The following is a 19373-nucleotide window of genomic DNA, read 5'->3' as shown; positions in this document are numbered from 1 at the left end:
CGGGAACAGATGCACATAGAGAAAGGATGAGAACCGATGGAAGTTGAAGCATACTTGAAACGATTCCACGCGTTTCCGGTGGAGGAAGCGTATTTGCAAGACTTGGCCAGGCTGCAGTCCTTACATATGCAGCATGTCCCTTTTGAAAACCTTGATGTGATCCGAAAAGAGCCGATCTATTTGAATCTGGAGCCGATTTACGAAAAAATCGTCGAGCGTGGACGCGGTGGCTACTGCTATGAGCTCAACGGTTTGTTCCACTGGCTCCTGCAGCAGCTCGGATTTGATGCACAGCTTGTCTCAGCAACGGTGCAACGGCCGAACGGCAAGTGGGCAAAAGCAGATACGCATGCGGCGATTCTAGTGCAACTCGATGCGCCTTATTTGGTCGATGTCGGTTTCGGCGATTCGACCATCTCCCCTATCCCGCTTGGCGGTGAGCGCCAGACCGATAATAGCGGCACGTACAGGATCGAAGCGCATGATGAGCCATTTTACGATTTGATTCGGGAAGATGAAGGCAAAGAACGCGTGCTGTACCGCTTCAGCACCTTCCCGAAAAAACTGGAGGATTTCCATGAAGGCTGTGTCTTTAACCAAGTGTCCAAAGATTCTTCGTTCACACACGACGACTTGGCGACGATCGCGACAGACCTCGGACGTACAACGCTGTCCGGCAACCAACTAACAATTCGGGAAAACAAAGAGAAGAAGAAAATTCAACTGAATGATAAGGAAAAAGAGCAAGCACTGCGTGACTACTTCGGCATTGAACTCGCCTGATTTCGTTTAAATCTTCATTTTACGGGAAGAGATGAGAGAAGAGCATTATTCGAAGAGGAGGAAGATGGAATGGCACATGAACATCATGCAGCATTACTCAAAGCGCTTCACGAATGTATGGAGGCGTGTAACCACTGCTTCGACGCTTGCCTGCAGGAAGATGACGTGAAGATGATGGCAGATTGCATCCGGCTCGACCGGGAATGCGCGGATCTTTGCAGCTACTTGGAAAATGCGATTAGCCGGAACTCCCCTTTCATCAAGCAATTAGCGGCAGTTTGTGCGGAAGTATGCCAGGCGTGCGGTGAGGAATGTGACAAGCACGCGCACCACGAGCATTGCAAGAAATGTGCAGAAGCATGCTTCGCCTGTGCGGAAGCTTGCAGAAATGTAGCATAATGAGAAGTGTCTGCATCTATTCGTTTAGATGCAGGCTATTTTTTTGCAACGGAGCGGGTTTCCGCTTAACATATTGGTACAACCACTTTTCGAAAAAGGAAGGAAGAATTTTGTGAAGCCAGTACATAGCATTATCGACTTGATCGGCAATACGCCGGTCGTGAAACTTCAGAAACTCGTGCCGGAACAGGCGGCAGAAGTATTCGTAAAACTTGAAATGTTCAACCCTTCAAAAAGCGTCAAGGACCGTGCAGCTGCAAACATGATCGCAGAAGCTGAAAAGCATGGACGCCTGAATCCATCTTCTACGATCATCGAGCCGACGAGCGGCAATACCGGCATCGGACTTGCCATGGTAGCAGCTGCCAAAGGCTACCGCGCCATTCTCGTCATGCCGGATAATGCAACTTCTGAGCGGGTCAATTTGCTGAAAGCGTTCGGGGCAGAAGTCGTACTGACACCGGCGGATGAAAAAATGCCGGGTGCCATTAAGAAAGCCGAGGAGTTGGCGAAAGAGATTCCGGATAGCTTCATCCCGCAGCAATTCGAAAACGCAGCCAACCCAGACATTCACCGCACAACGACGGCTGTCGAAATTATCGAGCAAATGAACGGCGAGCTGGATGCGTTCATCGCAACAGCAGGAACCGGCGGAACGATTACAGGCACAGGCGAAACATTGAAAGCACATTGGCCTGACCTTAAAATCGTCGTCGTCGAACCAAAAGGCTCCCCTGTCCTTTCAGGTGGGAAGCCTGGCAAACATAAACTTGTTGGAACAAGCCCAGGCTTTGTGCCGTCCATTTTGAATACCGATGTGTACGACGAGATCCTGCAGATCAGCGACAACATCGCCATCGACATGTTCCGCCGCCTTGCACGTAATGAAGGCATCTTCGTCGGTCCTTCTGCAGCTGCTGCTGTCTACACAGCTATCGAAACGGCGAAGCAGCTTGGCGCAGGGAAAAAGGTCCTCTGTATCGCGCCTGATACTGGCGAACGCTACTTGAGCATGGGATTGATTGAATAATTCCTGCGCGAGGTTTAGCGCGTGCAGAAAACAGGTAAAAAACTTATACTTATCTTGACGGCTTTGCCGCACAGGGAAGTCCGCGTTACACCGTCCGACATTTTCCAGCCAAAGGGAGTTGAGAATATGACACTTGAGAAAATCACGGGTTCCAGCATGATCATCAAAACCGCCCGCGCATTGATGCAGGAAGGGTGGGCATTCACACCGAATGAAATGAACATCATCATCAAAGCCGAGCATCTGGAGACAGGCGAGTCCGTCTCGTTCCCTTCTTTCGGCAATCTGAAGCGGTGGATGTATGAACGCGCATTGAATTATCAATAATAGAGCAGAAGAAAAAGCGGAGGAAATTTCCTCCGCTTTTTTTGATTGCCGTCAAGCCCGCAGCATCCTCACGATGAAGATCCCCATGGAACCGAACAGTACGACGATGAAGACCGGCAAGAACCAAGGGCCGAGTCCGTCCGCTCCCCCTTCTGCGATACGTATGTCCTGAAATGTCAGCCAAGAGAAAAGAATCGCGCATTCTGTTTTCATGACGTTCATCATGAGCCGTGCGTTCCGGTACTGAAACTCGACGTTGTCTTCCCGCAAATTCAAGTAATTGAACGTATGCGGGTATTTTTCAAGCCATGTAATCGGTAGCCAAATGACAAAAAAGGCGATGAGCGGCAAAAGGAACAACTCCGCTTTCGAACCCCACCGGTCGACTTCCCCTGCTCCGTTATAGTGTGCTGGTACTTCTGCTGGCAATGAACCATATGTAAGAATCAAGTACATCGTTGTAGCAATAATAGTAAGAAGGCCGATCCAGCTTAAAAATGTTTCGAGACCGCTTTTCGGCAAGTTGATTTTCGGCTGTTTCACCAAGGTCATCCTCTCCTCTCCTCTCCTTACTTATACGGACGAAGACGAGTGAAGTTTCAGTTGAAGCCGTAGAAAAAAAGCGGTTTTGCTGGAATCCAGCAAAACCACCCTCTTTACTCGCTTCTTTCCTTTTCCAGCTTGTCGATTGCCTCATCCATCTTCTTTTGATCTTTCTCATCCACATCTGGAAATTGCGGATTGATTTCTTCTAAAAGGGCAATCATCTCCTGGGCGATGATATATCTTGAATACGCTTCATCGTCGGCCGGCAATACGTGCCACGGAGCATAGGATGTCGCGGTATGCGTCAGCATTTCTTCAAAAACGTGTTCATATTCACCCCAATGTGCGCGTTCTTTGACATCGTTGAATGAGAATTCCCATTTCTTCTCCGGGTCTTTCATGCGCTTGAGCAGACGCTTACGCTGTTCTTCTTTCGAAACATGAAAAAAGAATTTGATGACATGAAAACCGTTTTCGTGAAGATAGCGCTCAAAATCGTTGATCTGCCGAAAACGTCGGCTCCAGACGTCGCCTTCTTTCGCTTCTTCCGGCATCTTGCCGTCGTGTTCCAAACCATGGATGCGCGGTGCGATCACTTCCTCGTAATACGAGCGGTTGTAGATGGCGATTTCGCCCCGTGCAGGCAATCCTTTATGGAAGCGCCGTAAATAATCGAGCTTTTGTTCATCCTCACTCGGTTTGCCGTAATTGGTCGTCTTCAGCCCTTGTGCATTCAAATAAGAAAAAATGTGGCTGATCGCTTCATCTTTCCCGGCTGCATCCAATGCTTGCAGAACGACCGCAATGCCATGTTTTCCTTCTGCATGGAGCTTCCAGTGCAACTCCTTCAGCCTTTTAATACTTGTCGGAAGCAAGTTCTGTTCAATTTCGGAATCGGAGGGCCTGTCTGATTCTACTGTCGTGAAGTCCGATAACCTGCATTGTTTATTCTCTGAAAGCCGGTACTTGTTTTCTGCCATCGAATAACCTCCTTCCCTGTAGTCTTCCCGACAAGATAATGTCGGTTGATTTACAGGATCTCTTCGTTCTAGTTTTCCCGCAAGATAAAATAGTGAAACCCTTCCAGCAAATCGGAAGGGTTCCTGTTTTCTTTATGATCGGCCGAATCGGTCATCTTCGTCCAGCTTCTCTTCAATTGCTGCTTCTTCCCTACGGACCGTGCCTTCAACATGTTCAACGTCCTGCACTTTCCGTTTGCCGACGACAAGTTCTTCGCTGACGACATCTTTCTTGGAAACGTCGACACGTTCTTCCGTCAGTGGAATGTGGATGTTTTCTTCATCCTGATAAGCATCGGTTCCCGTCAAGCCATTGACATCTTCATTGACCGTGCGTCTTTCGATGACGACTTCGTCATGCTCTACCGGTACTTCAACCGTCCGCTGTTCTTCGACGACATGCTTCCCGACGTTCACTTCGCCTGTCTGGACTTTTTGCTTGTCGACTTCCAGGTGCTCTTCGTGGAGATGCAAGTGCTGCTCCCCGCGGTCATCTGTAAAGTCATTCCTTGTTGAATCAAATGTGTTCTCTGCAGTTCCGAGAGAAGCTCCATCTACAGGATCAGCATAGACAAGAATCTTGCCCCGTTCGAAATCCTGTCTGCCGGATTCATCGAATTCAAATGTAAACTGGGCGCTTGTCTTCTCTTTTAAGATATCCAAGTTCTGGTTTCCGTCAGAGACGATATGAATATTTTCTTCCCTGTAGCCTTTGTCTTTCAGTTCACCAATTTTATTGAATGCCTGAGCTTCCAAATCAAAACTGCCGATAAATTCTCTTTCAGATGCCATCACGAAAACCTCCTTCAAAGGTGTATTTAACTTCTACACCTTCTATCTACCCGCTGCACATGTATTGAAACAGGGCGGTAGCAGAAGGCGGGGACTATTGGATGGTGGATTCATCGTCAAGCAAGTTCAGCTGCCAAGAAACGCCGAAGCGATCTTGTACCCAGGCGAACTTCCGGCTATGCGGGTAGGCGTCCAGTTGCATAAGGATCGCCCCGCCCCGTTTTAGCTTGCCATATACGTAGTCAATTTCCTGCGAGGAATCGAAATTGGCGTAAAGTGAAATGGCTGGTGTGAAGGCAAAGTCATGTGCTTCCGGCGAATCGATCGCCATGAACGTCATTTCCTGGATCCGGAATGCCGCCTGCTCCACTTTGCCGTTTTCCTGGTAGCTGATGTGCAGGATTTCAGCATCCTCGAAAATTTCGGTATAGAACCGGATTGCTTCCTCCGCTTCTCCTTCAAACATTAAAAATGGGTTGATTTTAATCATGTTCCTAACTCCTTTCAATTGTTTAATTGCTGAATGAGCGCGTCGATCTTACCGAGCGCCATAATATTTTGGTTGCATGCATCACTGTCGACGCAAATCAAATGGCCGTTTTTGATGAACGTGCCGTCCTGGCCTTTCCGTCGCCGATACAAAAACAGGCCGACTTCAGATTCCGTCTGACAAAGCGAACACATTCCTTTTCGTGTGCTTTGGCGAAACGATCCGGATACCCCGATCCATTCACCATCGTTCGGCAAGATCAAATATTTCATGGCGGCACCCGGATCATTCCAACCGACATATGAATAATCCCGCGCATCTACTCTTTGCATGGACGGTGTCTTCATTTTCTTCGCTTTCGGGAAATACGATCCGAGAACCGGTGCAGCCAGTCCGCCAAACGGCAAGACATATGATTTTACGTGGGTCAGGAATCGTTCCAGGTCCGCTTTGCTTTCGATATCGACAAGGGGATCCAATAGCCACTTCTGCTTTTGATTAAGATAATCGAATGCATCGAGCACACGTTCAAAGGCGAGGATGCGGATTGTGTCGACGACGTCCTGGTCCGTACTGGCCTTATGACTCGCGACAATTCGCAACGCCTGCTTGCGAATGACGTTGAATTGATCATTCCGGATAAAAGCTTCCACGTTAGTTCACTCCGAATCAGTTGATTTCACGTATCTGCTTTTCAGTATACAGCATATTGCCTGCTTCGTTAAAACGAGTGGCGATAAAGATTGTTTTCGTGCGCAGCAGGCGTTCGCTGATGTATAATTAAAAACGAATTTTCCGAATAGAGAATCGAAGGATGAGGGATGAAACGAGATGGAAACGAAAATCCGGTTATTGACGATAGATGACTTACCTTTTTTGAAAGCCATGCAGACTGGCATCGAGGATGATTATGTCATCCGGGTGTATGAACGCATGGTGATGCCTCCGAATACGCTTTATGGCCTGTTTGTCGGGGACAAACTCGCCGCGCTGTGTGGATATACCATTTTCGCTGGACGTTACGCCATGATCGGCCGGTTGCGGAGCGATGAACGATTCCGCGGGAAGAATTTTGCCACGGTTTTGACCGAGTTCATTAAAACAGAAGCGTTTGGGCGGGAAGAACTCATCTGGGTCGGTGCGAACACCCAAGAGGAAAATACCCCTGCGCGCCGTGTGCTCGAGAAGCAGGCATTCGCTGAAGGGCCGCGCTTGTATGGAGCCGTTGCCGAAGATGTCCGCTCTTTATGTGAAGCTGCGCCAGTATGGACGAAGATCGATTCTTTGGAGCGGAAAAAGAACTGGCTCGAGCAGGTTTATGTAGCGACTAACCGCATTTTTCCATTGGAGTGCTATTACAACTTCCCTGCAACGACCGCGCTTTTCGACGATGAGCTGATAGCTACTTGGGACTTTTACGAAAATGCGAACAGGGACCGGATGTTCATCGCGAAAAAGGATTACAAGAAGTATTTCAACTGGCACATCATCTACCCTTGGGATGATTTTATGGAGCAACCCGGCTTCTGGGAGACGGTACAAACGACATATGAGCTGCAGGGCGCGCCACCAGGCTACGAGAAGCGCATCTGGATCGATTTCGATGAAACGCAAGTTGCTTCGCTCCCGTCATGTCATCCATTCGAATTGCCGTCCCCGTGGATCCTGTACGGTGCATTCCGCCCTTCGATGCATAAAGAGCTTTCTGTACAGTTCGGACGTTTTGCTTGAGAAAAAACAGAAAGAGAGTAGCCCCCGTGTGTTCGTCACATTGAGAGCTACTCTCTTTTCTTAATCAGTCTTGTCTCCGTAAAATTCCTCATCGATTTCTGCAACTTCTTTCCGGATCGTCTCCGTAATGCGTTCGACTTCCCGGACAGTGCGTTTTTTGATGATCAACTCTTCGGTGACGACCTTTTTCTTCGTGATGATGATTTTTTCTTCGACGATCGGGATATGCCACTCATCACCGACGAGGTACGGTTCGGTGTTCGGAAGCAAGTCATCTTGTGCCCCTTCGTTCACTTGTCTCCGCTCGACCGTCACTTCTTCCTTATCGATCGGCACATCGAATTGTTGCTGCTCCTCGACTGTACGTTTTCGAACATTCACCTCATTGGCTTGTATCCGTTCTTTACGGATGTCCAACCGCTCTTCGTGCAACGCTAACCGCTCTTCGTTTGCATTTTGCAAATTCGCTGGTGTTTGTGCTTCTGTATTTAGTACCTGTTCAGGAGAACCATCTGCGACCAAAATAAGTTTGCCTGCTTTCAATTCATCGTAGTAGCGGGTCGCTTGATCGGATTCAAATCCCATTTGGACGAATGCATCCTTCAGCGTTGCACTGCCGGAAAACAACGAGCGGAATTGATCCATCCAGTCTCCTCCTGCATCCGTCGAGATATGGACGCCTGGAAACTCTTTGAAGACTGCCAACTGGTCTTCCCGGTCCGCCATGACGTACAAGTCCTGCGGTGCATATCCTTCAGCGAGCCAATCCCGAACCTGGTCTGCAGCTTCAATTTGGCCAGCGAACGATGCAATCCAATAACTTCCTTGTTTATCCATCCCAATCACCTCTATTCAAGATTCGTGAAGCTTTTATTCAGTCGGACCTTCCGCTTTACCGGGGCGGGGTGAATCTGCCGCTCCGTATAGCTCTCCGGTCTCCGAATTGATCAAGATCGCCTGGACATCCCCGATCCGGTCATCGGCTGTTTGTTCGCGGAATCCTTGGTCGATCGAATAGCCGAGTTCTTCGAATTTCTTCAATACGTCTTCCGGTAAACCGTCCTCCCATTCCTTCTCATCATCCGGTGTCACGTAGATCCGCGGTTCACTGATGGCTTTCTTCAAGTCCATTTTGTAATCGATGACGTTGATGATGACTTGAAGCACCGATGCGACAATCGTTTTGGCTCCAGGAGAACCGAGTGTGAAAAACGGCTTTCCTTCGTGGAACATGATCGTCGGTGATTTGGCGCTGACGGCGAACTTCCAACTGTCCGGGTTGTTTTTCGCATCAGGCTCCGGATTGAAGTCGGTCAAATCGTTATTCAATAAAAATCCATAGCCTGGCACGAGAATGCCTGAACCATAAATGCGCTCGATTGATGAAGTGCAAGCCGCTACATTGCCCCACTTGTCGACAGCAGTAAAATGAGTCGTCTCCATGCCACTTTCATTCGTTTCCATCGTCTGTTGGATCGGCTGCTGCTCATCTTGGTACAGCCATGGATTTCCTTCCTCCACTTTCTCGATTCGCTTGTCCAACGATATGAGGCTGCTCCGTTCTTTTATATATTCATCATCCAGCAGTCCGTGGAGCGGAATTTTGTCGAAGCGCGGATCTTCGATGTGCTCGTGCATGTCTTTCAAAGTCAGGCGCATCGTCTCGGCAAGGAGATGATACTTCTCCCACGAATCTGGACGGTATTTTGCAATGTCGATTTGTTCGGCGATCTTCAGCATCTGTCCGACCGCGAAGCCGCCGCCGTTCGGAGGATTCGTCAAGGCGAGATCGAACCCTTTGTACGTCCCCCATAACGGATCATCCACCAGGGACTTGTAATTCTTGAGATCTTCCTTCGTGATCAGGCCCCCGTGCTCTTCAATGGTCTTAACGATGGCATCGGCGATTTCCCCTTCATATACCGCAGAAATCCCTTCATCACGCAAAATGCGCAACGTTTTGGCCAGTTCCGGCTGTTTTAGGTGGTCTCCTTCGACGAGGAGCTTGCCACCGGGCATGAATTTCTTCTTCGCTTCCTCCCCGAGCCGGTCCTGGAACAGTTCGAGTGTCCGCTCCCATAACGAGTTGACGCGAAAACCGTTTTCGGCCAGTTCGATTGCCGGTTCAATCAAGTCGCGCATCGGCAAGGAACCGTATTTCTCATGGCTCACTTCCAGTGCCCGCAAGATGCCAGGGACCCCGACCGACTTCGGATCCATGGTCCGTGTATCGTAGTCTTCCACTTCTCCGTCTTCATCGATGAACAAAGTCGGTCTGACCGCTTCGGGTGCAATACTATGGCCGTTGACGATTTTCGTCTCTCCGCTTTTCGCATCGTAAATCGAAATGAACCCGCCTGCCGCAATTCCTGTATTCATTCCTTCGACAACTGCCAGCGCGAATTGCATCGCGATGACCGCATCGACGGCATTCCCATCTTGTTCTAGGATTTTCGTTCCGACGTCCGTCGCTTCCCTGACTGCACTCGCAGCCATGCCGTGCGTACTTTTCGCCGTCTTTTTTTTACTTGAATTTCCTGCCGATTTCTGGTTTTCAAAAATTTCGTCTAAACGCATCCAATCATCCTTTCAGTTTCAGTTCCGTATTGCATTCATTTTGCGTTACTATAGTCTATGTACCCCATCTATAGCCATCTTTAATCTTCTTGGGGAAAGGAGCGGACGAATTGGATTTGAATCTGATCGGAAAAAGAATCATCATAACAGGCGCCAGCAGCGGCATCGGACTGGAAGCTGCGAAGGTTTTTGCAGCGGCTGGAGCGGAGCTGATCTTCGCTGTGCGGAATCTCGGGAAAGCGGAAACCGTGATGCAGCAACTGAAGGAAACGCACCCGGATACGGTCATCCGCCTTATGCAGCTGGATGTTGCCGACCTCGCGAGTGTCCGCAAGTTCGCCGACCAATTCAACAAGCAGTTTTCCCGACTCGACATCCTGATCAATAACGCGGGCGTCATGATGCCGCTTTATACGAAAACGGTGGATGGCTTTGAGCTGCAGTTCGGCGGCAATCATCTCGGCCATTTCGCTTTGACTGCACTCTTGCTTCCCGTTTTGGAAGGGACGGATGGATCGCGCATCGTCACGATCGGAAGCTTGGCGCACGAACGCGGGACGATTGATTTCGACAATTTGGATGGGTCGACCGGATATCGTGCAAAAAAATTTTACAACCAAAGCAAATTGGCGAACATGATCTTTGCGCTCGAGCTCGACAAAAGGCTGAAGGAGAACGGCTACCAAACCATCTCCCTCACTTGCCATCCCGGCGTATCGGCAACAAATATTTTCAAGCTCGGTAAATGGGACGCACCAATCGTCTTGCGCAACTTGGCCAACCGCTTTTTACAGCCGCCTGAAATCGGCGCGCTCGCAACCGTGCATGCTGCGACAGCCCCCGAACTTCAAGGCGGGGAATATATCGGTCCTGATGGCTGGAAGAGACGCCGCGGTTATCCCGTAATCGAAACACCACAGCCACATGCGCTCGACCGTGAAACTGCACGAAGGCTATGGGAAGTGTCCGAATCATTGACAGGAACGACATATCCTTTCTGAACGGCTGAAAGCGATGCCTATTCCCTTTGTGGTTTCAGCCGTTTCTTGGTAAACTAGGGATGAACAAAGCTTTTAGACAGGGGGTATCCCCCTGACATAAGACTTTTTGAAGGAGCTGGAATGATGAACAACGAACAAAAACAATTCATTCAAAACAACGAAGGTTTTATCGCTGCACTGGACCAAAGCGGCGGAAGCACACCGAAAGCACTTGCACTTTACGGAGTGAAGGAAGATTCTTACACAACTGAAGAGGAAATGTTCGATCTTGTGCACGAAATGAGAACGCGCATCATCACTTCTCCATCCTTTACTTCCGACAAAATCATCGGCGCCATTCTTTTCGAACAGACAATGGATCGCAAAGTGGAAGGCAAATACACTGGCGACTACTTGTGGGAAGAGAAAAAAATCGTACCTTTCCTGAAAATCGACAAAGGACTTGCGGATGAAGAGAACGGTGTTCAGTTGATGAAGCCGAACCCTGGTCTTGACGATCTTCTGGCACGCGCGAACGAACGGAATATTTTCGGGACGAAAATGCGTTCTGTCATCAAAGCAGCGAATGAAGAAGGCATCAAAGCAGTCGTTGCACAGCAATTTGAAGTAGGCAAACAAATTCTTGCAGCTGGACTTGTTCCGATCATCGAGCCGGAAGTCGACATCACAAGTGCTGACAAAGAAAAAATTGAAGAATTGATGAAAGCGGACATCCTCCGTCACTTGGACGAATTGGCTGAAGGCCAGGAAGTCATGCTGAAACTTTCGATCCCGACAGTTGACAACTTGTACAAAGAATTGATCGACCATCCGCGCGTCATCCGTGTCGTTGCTCTTTCAGGCGGTTACTCACGCGAAGAGGCGAACGCAAAACTTGCGCGCAACAACGGCTTGATCGCGAGCTTCTCACGTGCGTTGTCAGAAGGCTTGAGTGCGGACCAAACAGACGATGCATTCAACTCGACAATGCAAGAGACAATCGACGGCATTTTCGAAGCTTCACGTAAATAAAGCGAAAGACACCCTCCACTTTCCGGAAAGTGGAGGGTGTCTTTTTTAGGAATTGATTTGCAGTGGGCGCTGTCGTTTCTTCGCGAGTCCCGTGCTGTCCAGGCGGATCGGCTGTTTCACGACGGCGTCCAAGACTCCTTCATTGAACAACCTCTGCCCTTCGATGCAGCGTTCGAGTGCCACGCCTTGTACGACTTCATCAGCCGCTTCCGAAACGATATCAGCAGCGATCCATTCCGGGTAGCGCAGCACAGCAGAAGTCGGATGTTTCGGCGTAACGATTTGGTGGCGGTAAAAATGGAGATGCCCGCCTTCTTCGATCGGGAACACTTCCGGCAGCCAGTCGTTTCCATATTTCCGGAATCGTTCTTTCCAATAACGGTTTTCTTCCGCAATGATCGTCCCTGCGACTTTGCCGCTGATCGAACGGATAATCGATTCTAGGTTGTCCGTGTGAAGCGTATCTCCTGTTTGCGGCAGGCGTGCAATGCCGTACAGTTTGGCACTCGGCAAGAAATACGATACCGGAAAGCGCGGCGGTGAATTGTAGCCTGCGAATGGCTGGACCCATTCGTGCCCAGGAATCCCGTGGTTGTCGACGATGACGTCCGGCGCCCATTTTTTCATGAGGTGCGGCATGACGTTCGCCTCGCCGAACACCGTGTCTTTGTAGCGCGCTTGTGAAAACTCCAGTCCCACGGCATTGTAACGCGCAGCATGGTGCTTCCACTCCGGATGCGTTTCGGTCATTTTGTGGAGCAGTGCCGTCCCGTCCGGATTGGCAAGTGGAATGACGACGACGTTCATTTCCTTCAAATACGATTGTATGTCTTCTGCAAGCCTTTCGACTGCTGGTGTCGAAGAAATTTCATTCGCATGATGGCCAGCTTCGTATAGCACCGTCCGTTTGAAAAGAGTCAACTTTAATGCGGCATCGAACGTTTCGCCTGATGGTAAAACGTGTTCGGTGACCGGAATCGGACGGCCTTGGAACGAATAGCCGCCAAGGACGGTTGTGCCTGATGCTGTAGTCGTTACTGGCAGAGCTGATGCGGCTTCGAGTTCATTGTGGATGTGCTGGCTCCCTTTCAGCATCTCTACGTGCGTGAAGCGGTCCTTTTTAAAGATCAGTTTCACCGTTTTCAACGGCTTAGGCTGTTCATCATTCCATTTGTACAGTTTGATGGACGCTTTCGGTGAAGCACCTTTCTCGACTTCCATGAACGGATGAATGCCGCCCGGTGCATCAAACGGCTTCCCTTCCATCTCGATTCCCCAATCCGCGAAGACATCGAGCGTATTAAAATACAAATCCTCATACAACGCTTCCATCGATGACGTGCGTTCTTCGTCGATGCCGAGCTTCTCCTCTTCCTCACTCATCGTGACACGAATTTCCATCCGGTCAAAAAACGGCCGGTCGTGCCCCTGCCCTTTTTTGTATCCTGCGAGCTTCCCGATCAGATCAGGGACGAACTCTTCCATGTAAAACGAGTAGAAGCGTTCACGGTCGGTTGGAACAAGCCTGTCTTCTGCCAGGATGCCAGAAGAATATGCTTGCACTGCACCAGTCGTCGGGTAAACGAAGCGGCCGGCTTGTTGCAGATAAGGGAGGCGCGTAACCGGTACTTCCAGGCTGCCGATCTGTAAAACAGTCCCATCTTCCAAAATCGCTTCCACTTCGTATGTGTGCGGAAGATCTTTGAGTAGTGAAAAGACGACCTGGTCTTTCGGGATTCCCACTTCCTTTTCCACCAGCGCATCTATTGGATAAAGCTCCTGGATCCAACGAATCGGCAATTCCATCCCACCCGCACTGTTTTCTTCCCGCGCGGCAATACGGATTTCCTGCACGCCATCGGGGAGGTTCGGCAGCAGTTCTTCCCGGAACCAATGGAACGCCGGTTTGAAAGCGGACCGGACGGTGATGCGGCCAAATTGCGGATAACGCTTCTGCCATTCATTCATCAAGGTAGTCCGAACCTGTAGTGGCTCCGACAGATAGACATTCACCGCGTCGAACGTTTGCCCCTCCATATCGGCGAGCCCCTGTTGCGCAAGTTCCACTTCCGAGATATCCTCCCACGCTTTGTCATACCACACTTCATCTTGCCGTTCTTCCATTTTCTCGGACTGTTCCCAGAAGCCGAACGTTCCATTTGCTGTCCAGTGGCGCTGTCCGGTCAGAACATGCAACATAGCAGGCAGTTCGGTTCTGCTTCCAATCACTTCCACATGATTTTCTTCCCGCAACTGGACGGAAGCATCTCGTCCACCTTTCACTGTCAATTGAATCGCAGTATGCGGATTTCCTGTGAGCGGCAGGCCGAGCGATGTGCTGTACAAACCGCAGCGCGCAGCAAAAAGGCCCAGCTCTTTGAACAATTGGGCTGAAGCAATCTCATCTTCCCAACTGATATTCAGATCGAGGTGGCGTTCAGGTGATGCTTCTTCGACTTCTCCGAAACCCGATCCGCTCCAGATGTCTGCGAGACTTCTGATGGAGGCATGTTCCGGGTGATCTACTGCCGGGTCCCCCGAAGCGGCCATTTCAGATAAAAGAGAAGAAAGTTCTTCCGGGTTCCGATAAAACAGGGAAATTCTGTTATCTTCAACCTCACACAACGTCACATCGCTTTGCTGGAATTCCATCGCCCACTGCTGCCCTGCCCTTTCAAAAAAATTCAGTGACAAGGCAGTGGTCTCGAGTCCTGCACGTGCCATGAAATCAATCAACCCTGGCGGCATCAGTTCGGCCGGAAGATCGATAAACAGTGACAATCCATCTATCACCCCGTCTTCATTCTTATCCACAAGAAGTCCTTCCAATGTCCACGAAAAATGTCGTTTCATCCTATGCACCTCTTTCATAACCATTCGTTTCCTCTCCAGTTTACTCCAGTCTTCGAGGGAAATGAACTGCAAGTGCGGAGAAATCGGTTTGAAGTGCGAAAAAGTGGACATGGGGTGCGGAATTTTCTATCCGAGGTGCGTAACAATCGAAACGAGGTGCGCTCAGCCAAAAGCCAAATAAAAGCTGCCGAATCATTCCTTCGGCAGCCTGGTGACAATGTATGTTTATTTCTTCAGGAAATCTGAAGCCATGAAAGCAGGATTCGGATATTTATAGAACCCTTCTCCAGTTTCTCTCCCTAGTTTTCCTTTATCAATGTATTCTGTTTTCAGCAGCTTGGCCAATTGCTGGAAATCTTCGCGATTTGTCGCTGCAGCTTTCGCTTCAACAATATTATAAGCCGTGCGGATCCCAACGACATCAAGAATGGCGAAAGGTCCGAGCGGTGCGCCAGTGCCAATCATCCATGTTTTATCGATTGTCTCAGGATCAGCAACTTCTTTCACAAGAAGCAATTCAGCAGCTTCAAGAAATGGCACGAGCAAACTGTTCAAAATATAACCAGGCTGTTCCTTATGGAGAGGCAATGCGACCATCCCGATCGCTCTTGCAAATGCGATGACCTCATTGAACACGTTCTCATCCGTTCCAGGATGCTTCATCACTTCCGCCGTATTGTTTTTCCAGATTTCGTTTGCGAAATGCAAAGCAAGGAATTTTTGTGGGCGCCCAGTCGCTTCTGCGAACTGGCTTGGCAATAGCGTCGAAGAATTTGTAACGAAGACGGTTTTCTCCGGCGCCACTTCTCCGAGCTGCTCATAAAATTCCGTCTTGATCGGAACAACTTCCGGAATCGCTTCAATGACCAAATCTGCGTCTTCCGTCGCCTGTGCGAGATCTGTAAAGAATGTCAAACGGCTAAAGGCTTCTTCTACTTGCGTATCAGTTGTCTTAAAGAAAGCTTTATAGGTCGCTTTCAGTTTTTCCGCGCGTTCTTTTGCTTTTGCAATCGCTTCTTCATTAATGTCGTAAATAGTGACATCGAACCCGTGAAATGCTGATTGAAAAGCGATCTGACTTCCGAGGACCCCACTTCCGGCGACTGTAATCTTCTTGTAATTCATGTAACTCATCCTTTCTTGTATATGGCTCTCTTTCTTCTCTTCCCTTCAATCGCAAAATTAATCTGATTTTGATGCAAGAAAATACTTGTGTTAATTATTTTTGTGTTATATGGTTATACACATAAGCATATAACCATATAAGGAGGTTGTGAATTGAAGAGCGGATTTGATTCGACGAAGCCCATATTTCTGCAGATCCGAGAGCTGATCGAAGACCAGATTGTCGACGGTGAATTGGCGGAAGGCGACCAAGCACCTTCTACGACGCAGTTAGTCAATTTCTATAAAATTAACCACGCCACGGTATCCAAAGGCATCAATCAGTTAGTTGAGGAAGACATCTTATTCAAGAAAAGAGGGATTGGTATGTTTGTAGCGGAGGGTGCGAAACGGCAGCTTATCAACAAACGGAAAAAAGCGTTCGCAAACGATTACATCCGCGGACTTGTAGACGAAGCGCAGAAACTAGGAATTACCGATGAAGAAATCTTGCAGTTGATCCAAGAAATGAAAGGACGTGAACAGTGATGGCTGAGCGTATCAACTTTAAGGACGTCTCACTACGTTACGGAGCGCAAACTGTACTAGAGGACCTCAACCTGTCACTGGAGACCGGTTCTATCTATGCATTGATCGGCCGCAACGGTGCAGGAAAAACTTCTTTACTGCAGCTGCTTGCCTCGTTCCGGGAGCCTAGTGAAGGGTCGATTGAAATTGATGGGCAGCGCATTTTCGAGAATGCGGCTTTGACCCAGCAAATCTCTTTCATCTACCAAGTGAATCACGAATATGAATATGAAACAGTAAAAAAGTATATCCAAGGCATGGTCCGCTATCGCCCACATTTCGATGCGGAATATGCGGCACATTTAGTGAAACGGTTCCGCCTGAAGCTGGACCAGCCCGTCTATAAATTGTCTACTGGAAAACAATCAGCATTGAATGCAGTCATTGGACTGGCGAGTTTTGCACCGATTACGATTTTAGATGAAGTGTATTTAGGGATGGATGCTCCTGCCCGCGAAATCTTCTACGAGGAACTGCTCGCTTCCCAAGAGAAGAAGCCGCGGACCATCATCCTATCGACACATCTCGTGTCGGAAATGGAATATTTGTTTGATAAGGTCGTGGTTATCGACGAAGGTCATGTATTACTGAGTGAAGACTATGAATCCGTCATTTCTCGCGGTGCCTCCATCACAGGTCACGCTAATCATGTTGATCAGTTCGTTTCCGGCATGCATATCTTGAACGAACAGCGGCTCGGCTCAACAAAGTCTGTCATGGTCTACGGCAAACTGTCGGAGCGAGAAATGGAACAAGCGCAGATCGATGGGCTGGAAGTCGGTCCGGTTCCCCTACAAGATCTGTTCATCCATTTAACAAAGGAGAGTGGCGACAATGACTGAACGATCAATGGCAGAAATCGTCATGGTTGATACGTTTCGGGCGCAAACAGTGTGGGCATCGTGGTTCTTCGGCTTTCTCATCTTGGCGAACATCATCTCGGTGTACTTTTTCAACCGCTCCGGTGAGCCGATCCCCGGGTTTCTAGCATTCTCACAGAATTCCGTGTCGATCTTCATGCTCGTCGTCGGCATCATGGCAGCGTATGGCTTCTTCGCCTTCTTCGTCCGGACGGGCTTCACTCGTAAAGCGACGTTCTTCGGAATTTCAGGAGGTGCACTGCTTCTTGCGATTCTATTAACCGTCTTGAGTGTAATTATAGGGTTAGTGGAGGCACTTATCATCGGCAAACTTGATTTGTCCGTCGCAATCGAACCACCAGTCATTTTCGGCTTAGAATATTCAATGACGCTTCAAATTTTATTCAACTTCTTACAAATTGTCTTGTATTTCTTTGTTGGCTGGATGATTGGGACTGGCTATTACCGAAATGGCTGGGTCGTCGGATTCCTGTTTGTCGTCGTTGCGCTGTTCACCTTCTCCGTCAATGATGCATTCGTGAACAGTTCAGGAATCATCTCCAACATTCCGTGGATGCCGGATGTCTCGTTTGAATCGGGAGCTGTCGTCAGTGCAGTGGTCACGGTCATGATGATCGTCTTACTAGCCCTCTGGGTACGCCTGATGACGAAACGTATTTCGATTAAATTACAGTAACCATGAAAAAGCAGCTGACGGGATCCATCCCGGCAGCTGCTTTTGCTTATGCATACTAATCCATGCGATTGCTTTTCGTAAAAAAGAAGACGAGAGGATGTCCCCCCGTCTTCTAAAATCGGTCATTCAGTTTGTTCCGATCCATCACTTTCAGCAAGGTCGGATTGTTCATTTTCAAACGGTTGAGACGGTTCAGCCGGCTGTTGCATAGGTGATTGTTCGATTCGCTGTGCCGGTGAAACGGAACTGTTCCGCTGAACATATGTCTTCAACAATTCGCTTATGTCGATGCCCGTCATTTCACGGAGTGGCTCCTGCATGTCGACCATCGTTTTCGTGACGCTTTTGCCGAAGGACGGGATGCCGTTGCCATTACCGGAATCGATGATTTTCACCGAATCGATATTGTTGAGCGGCTGTGCCACTTTCTCGGCAAATACCGGCAGCATTTCGATCAATTTCTCGGTGATGATGATGTCGCCGTGCTCTTCCATCGCTTCTGCAAGAAGTTTGCGTGCTTCTGCTTCTGCACGTCCGCGGTCGCGGATGACTTCCGCTTCAGCAGAACCTTCATCGCGGCGGATTTTCGCTTTCGCTTCCCCGTCGATGACGGCTTTGCGGGCTTCCGCTTCAGCATTTCGCGTCGTTTCGTAGTAATCCGCGTCCGCTTTCGTCTTCCGCACTTTGCTTTCTTCCTGCTCCAATTGAACTGCCCGCTCCCGTTCCCGGAAGCGCAAGTTCAATTGTTCTTCCTGTACTTCTTTTTCGAGTTTCGCGCGTTCCAGTTCATACGACTGCTCGGATTTCGCACGTGCACGTTCCGTCTCTTCTTTGAAAGCCGCATCTTTGATGTCTTTGTCTTTTCTGGACTCAGCGACCGCAATCTGGCGGATGTATTCTTCCTCCTTCGCTTCCTGGTCAGTTCGTGCACGGTGAATACGTGTTTCGCGCTCCGTATCCGCTTCAGCCAGTTCAGCGAGCTTCCGGACTTCCGCAATTCGTGGACGCCCAAGGTTTTCGAGATAGCCATTCGTCTCATCTGCATCCCGGATATCAGTCAAACCGAGTGATGTGATTTTAAAGCCCATCAAATCAAGTTGTTGCTGGGCGATTTCCTGCACATCATGGTTGAACTTCTCACGGTTGCTGTTGATATCTTCCACTGTCATCTTCGACAGAATCGCGCGGAGGTTACTTCCGAGCACCTCGATGATTTCCGTCTCGATTTCCGGTTGTTCTTTCCCAAGGAATTGCTCGGCATAATTCGCAATCCCATTCAGTGTGTCCGCCACTTTCACCATCGCAACCGCATCTGCCACAATCGGTACGCCGCCGTTCGTATAAACACGCGGCGTCGACAATTTCAATTGGAAGGATGTCAGATTGACCGGTGTCGATGTCTGGAATCTCCGCAGCCGGTAGCCCCCACCACGGATGATCTTCATCGAACGGCCTTCATCGTCCGTGAAAATATTCGTGTCTTTCTTCGGGTCCCCGAGTTTCGGTCCGGTGATGATGAGTGCTTCGTTCGATTTCGCTGTCCGGTAACGGAAGCGCATCCATAC

Annotated in this window: 20 protein-coding genes; 10 read left to right on the top strand and 10 right to left on the bottom strand. The window is 49.2% G+C overall.

The features are described 5' to 3' along the window. Nucleotides 1–36 precede the first annotated feature (36 nt). The 4 genes from GIW82_RS02085 (at nucleotide 37) to GIW82_RS02070 (ending at nucleotide 2539) form a co-directional block, all read left to right on the top strand. The gene (locus GIW82_RS02085; RefSeq protein WP_154748264.1) at nucleotides 37–783 is read left to right on the top strand and encodes an arylamine N-acetyltransferase family protein; all 747 of its coding nucleotides are present in this window, start codon (nucleotides 37–39) and stop codon (nucleotides 781–783) included. A gap of 69 nt (nucleotides 784–852) precedes the next feature. Continuing rightward, the gene (locus tag GIW82_RS02080) at nucleotides 853–1182 is read left to right on the top strand and encodes a four-helix bundle copper-binding protein (RefSeq protein WP_154748263.1); all 330 of its coding nucleotides are present in this window, start codon (nucleotides 853–855) and stop codon (nucleotides 1180–1182) included. 112 nt (nucleotides 1183–1294) lie between these two features. After that, nucleotides 1295–2212: a cysteine synthase A gene (gene cysK, locus GIW82_RS02075; protein ID WP_370455963.1), complete on the top strand. Its 918-nt coding sequence runs from the start codon at nucleotides 1295–1297 to the stop codon at nucleotides 2210–2212. A gap of 126 nt (nucleotides 2213–2338) precedes the next feature. Then, nucleotides 2339–2539 carry a hypothetical protein gene (locus GIW82_RS02070; protein ID WP_154748261.1) on the top strand — a complete coding sequence of 67 codons (201 nt, stop codon included), beginning with the start codon at nucleotides 2339–2341 and terminating at the stop codon, nucleotides 2537–2539. 51 nt (nucleotides 2540–2590) lie between these two features. Here GIW82_RS02070 and GIW82_RS02065 read toward each other — a convergent pair whose 3' ends face one another. From GIW82_RS02065 to GIW82_RS15015, 5 genes are all read right to left on the bottom strand, one after another. Further along, complete coding sequence (locus tag GIW82_RS02065; protein ID WP_154748260.1) at nucleotides 2591–3091, bottom strand: DUF1648 domain-containing protein; 501 nt, start codon at nucleotides 3089–3091, stop codon at nucleotides 2591–2593. Between the two features lie 104 nt (nucleotides 3092–3195). Further along, a complete protein-coding gene (locus GIW82_RS02060; RefSeq protein WP_154748259.1) occupies nucleotides 3196–4065 on the bottom strand; it encodes a PPK2 family polyphosphate kinase in 870 nt (289 codons plus the stop codon). 132 nt (nucleotides 4066–4197) lie between these two features. Continuing rightward, complete coding sequence (locus GIW82_RS02055; RefSeq protein WP_154748258.1) at nucleotides 4198–4896, bottom strand: YsnF/AvaK domain-containing protein; 699 nt, start codon at nucleotides 4894–4896, stop codon at nucleotides 4198–4200. A gap of 94 nt (nucleotides 4897–4990) precedes the next feature. Then, nucleotides 4991–5386, bottom strand: coding sequence for a VOC family protein (locus GIW82_RS02050; protein WP_154748257.1), 396 nt, complete (start codon nucleotides 5384–5386; stop codon nucleotides 4991–4993). 14 nt (nucleotides 5387–5400) lie between these two features. Beyond that, nucleotides 5401–6039 (bottom strand): FusB/FusC family EF-G-binding protein, encoded by a 639-nt coding sequence (locus GIW82_RS15015; RefSeq protein ID WP_154748256.1) that lies wholly within the window; start codon nucleotides 6037–6039, stop codon nucleotides 5401–5403. Nucleotides 6040–6217: 178 nt separating this feature from the next. Here GIW82_RS15015 and GIW82_RS02040 point away from each other — a divergent pair, with 178 nt between their 5' ends. Beyond that, nucleotides 6218–7117 carry a GNAT family N-acetyltransferase gene (locus tag GIW82_RS02040; RefSeq protein WP_154748255.1) on the top strand — a complete coding sequence of 300 codons (900 nt, stop codon included), beginning with the start codon at nucleotides 6218–6220 and terminating at the stop codon, nucleotides 7115–7117. A gap of 60 nt (nucleotides 7118–7177) precedes the next feature. On the opposite strand, the gene GIW82_RS02035 is transcribed toward GIW82_RS02040, so the two are convergent. Both GIW82_RS02035 and ggt read right to left on the bottom strand, forming a co-directional pair. Further along, nucleotides 7178–7954, bottom strand: coding sequence for a YsnF/AvaK domain-containing protein (locus GIW82_RS02035; RefSeq protein WP_154748254.1), 777 nt, complete (start codon nucleotides 7952–7954; stop codon nucleotides 7178–7180). A gap of 33 nt (nucleotides 7955–7987) precedes the next feature. Next, nucleotides 7988–9694 (bottom strand): gamma-glutamyltransferase, encoded by a 1707-nt coding sequence (gene ggt / locus GIW82_RS02030; RefSeq protein ID WP_154748253.1) that lies wholly within the window; start codon nucleotides 9692–9694, stop codon nucleotides 7988–7990. Nucleotides 9695–9804: 110 nt separating this feature from the next. On the opposite strand from ggt, the gene GIW82_RS02025 reads away from it, so the two are divergent. Then, on the top strand, nucleotides 9805–10695 hold the full coding sequence (locus GIW82_RS02025; protein WP_370455962.1) for an oxidoreductase: 891 nt from the start codon (nucleotides 9805–9807) through the stop codon (nucleotides 10693–10695). 123 nt (nucleotides 10696–10818) lie between these two features. Further along, a complete protein-coding gene (locus tag GIW82_RS02020) occupies nucleotides 10819–11706 on the top strand; it encodes a fructose bisphosphate aldolase (RefSeq protein WP_154748252.1) in 888 nt (295 codons plus the stop codon). Between the two features lie 45 nt (nucleotides 11707–11751). Here GIW82_RS02020 and GIW82_RS02015 read toward each other — a convergent pair whose 3' ends face one another. After that, entirely contained in the window at nucleotides 11752–14559 is a 2808-nt protein-coding gene (locus GIW82_RS02015; RefSeq protein ID WP_195913918.1) for a M14 family metallopeptidase, read from the bottom strand. Between the two features lie 225 nt (nucleotides 14560–14784). After that, nucleotides 14785–15684: a 3-hydroxyacyl-CoA dehydrogenase gene (locus GIW82_RS02010; protein WP_154748250.1), complete on the bottom strand. Its 900-nt coding sequence runs from the start codon at nucleotides 15682–15684 to the stop codon at nucleotides 14785–14787. A 153-nt stretch (nucleotides 15685–15837) separates the two neighbouring features. Here GIW82_RS02010 and GIW82_RS02005 point away from each other — a divergent pair, with 153 nt between their 5' ends. From GIW82_RS02005 to GIW82_RS01995, 3 genes are read left to right on the top strand one after another with little or no spacing between them, the layout of a single operon-like run. Next, nucleotides 15838–16212: a GntR family transcriptional regulator gene (locus GIW82_RS02005; RefSeq protein WP_154748249.1), complete on the top strand. Its 375-nt coding sequence runs from the start codon at nucleotides 15838–15840 to the stop codon at nucleotides 16210–16212. Next, nucleotides 16212–17093 (top strand): ATP-binding cassette domain-containing protein, encoded by an 882-nt coding sequence (locus GIW82_RS02000; protein WP_154748248.1) that lies wholly within the window; start codon nucleotides 16212–16214, stop codon nucleotides 17091–17093. Before GIW82_RS02005 ends, GIW82_RS02000 begins: the two co-directional genes overlap by 1 nt. Then, a complete protein-coding gene (locus GIW82_RS01995) occupies nucleotides 17086–17808 on the top strand; it encodes a hypothetical protein (RefSeq protein ID WP_154748247.1) in 723 nt (240 codons plus the stop codon). The genes GIW82_RS02000 and GIW82_RS01995 overlap by 8 nt, the downstream gene beginning before the upstream one ends. Before the next feature lie 122 nt (nucleotides 17809–17930). On the opposite strand, the gene GIW82_RS01990 is transcribed toward GIW82_RS01995, so the two are convergent. Beyond that, nucleotides 17931–19367 (bottom strand): flotillin family protein, encoded by a 1437-nt coding sequence (locus GIW82_RS01990; protein ID WP_370455961.1) that lies wholly within the window; start codon nucleotides 19365–19367, stop codon nucleotides 17931–17933. Between the last annotated feature and the right edge of the window lie 6 nt (nucleotides 19368–19373).

Origin of the sequence: Planomicrobium sp. YIM 101495 (genome assembly GCF_009707665.1) — a bacterium.
Classification (GTDB): Bacteria; Bacillota; Bacilli; order Bacillales_A; family Planococcaceae; genus Planococcus.
This window is presented reverse-complemented; position numbering and strand designations above follow the sequence as displayed.

What these genes read in the sequence shown, in the direction of transcription:
- GIW82_RS02085 (WP_154748264.1), top strand. Translation starts at nt 37, where the DNA reads ATGGAAGTTGAAGCATACTTGAAACGATTCCACGCGTTTCCGGTGGAG.
- GIW82_RS02080 (WP_154748263.1), top strand. Translation starts at nt 853, where the DNA reads ATGGCACATGAACATCATGCAGCATTACTCAAAGCGCTTCACGAATGT.
- GIW82_RS02070 (WP_154748261.1), top strand. Translation starts at nt 2,339, where the DNA reads ATGACACTTGAGAAAATCACGGGTTCCAGCATGATCATCAAAACCGCC.
- GIW82_RS02065 (WP_154748260.1), bottom strand. Translation starts at nt 3,091, where the DNA reads ATGACCTTGGTGAAACAGCCGAAAATCAACTTGCCGAAAAGCGGTCTC.
- GIW82_RS02060 (WP_154748259.1), bottom strand. Translation starts at nt 4,065, where the DNA reads ATGGCAGAAAACAAGTACCGGCTTTCAGAGAATAAACAATGCAGGTTA.
- GIW82_RS02055 (WP_154748258.1), bottom strand. Translation starts at nt 4,896, where the DNA reads ATGGCATCTGAAAGAGAATTTATCGGCAGTTTTGATTTGGAAGCTCAG.
- GIW82_RS02050 (WP_154748257.1), bottom strand. Translation starts at nt 5,386, where the DNA reads ATGATTAAAATCAACCCATTTTTAATGTTTGAAGGAGAAGCGGAGGAA.
- GIW82_RS02040 (WP_154748255.1), top strand. Translation starts at nt 6,218, where the DNA reads ATGGAAACGAAAATCCGGTTATTGACGATAGATGACTTACCTTTTTTG.
- GIW82_RS02035 (WP_154748254.1), bottom strand. Translation starts at nt 7,954, where the DNA reads ATGGATAAACAAGGAAGTTATTGGATTGCATCGTTCGCTGGCCAAATT.
- ggt (WP_154748253.1), bottom strand. Translation starts at nt 9,694, where the DNA reads ATGCGTTTAGACGAAATTTTTGAAAACCAGAAATCGGCAGGAAATTCA.
- GIW82_RS02020 (WP_154748252.1), top strand. Translation starts at nt 10,819, where the DNA reads ATGAACAACGAACAAAAACAATTCATTCAAAACAACGAAGGTTTTATC.
- GIW82_RS02015 (WP_195913918.1), bottom strand. Translation starts at nt 14,559, where the DNA reads ATGAAACGACATTTTTCGTGGACATTGGAAGGACTTCTTGTGGATAAG.
- GIW82_RS02010 (WP_154748250.1), bottom strand. Translation starts at nt 15,684, where the DNA reads ATGAATTACAAGAAGATTACAGTCGCCGGAAGTGGGGTCCTCGGAAGT.
- GIW82_RS02000 (WP_154748248.1), top strand. Translation starts at nt 16,212, where the DNA reads ATGGCTGAGCGTATCAACTTTAAGGACGTCTCACTACGTTACGGAGCG.
- GIW82_RS01995 (WP_154748247.1), top strand. Translation starts at nt 17,086, where the DNA reads ATGACTGAACGATCAATGGCAGAAATCGTCATGGTTGATACGTTTCGG.
- GIW82_RS01990 (WP_370455961.1), bottom strand. Translation starts at nt 19,367, where the DNA reads ATGCGCTTCCGTTACCGGACAGCGAAATCGAACGAAGCACTCATCATC.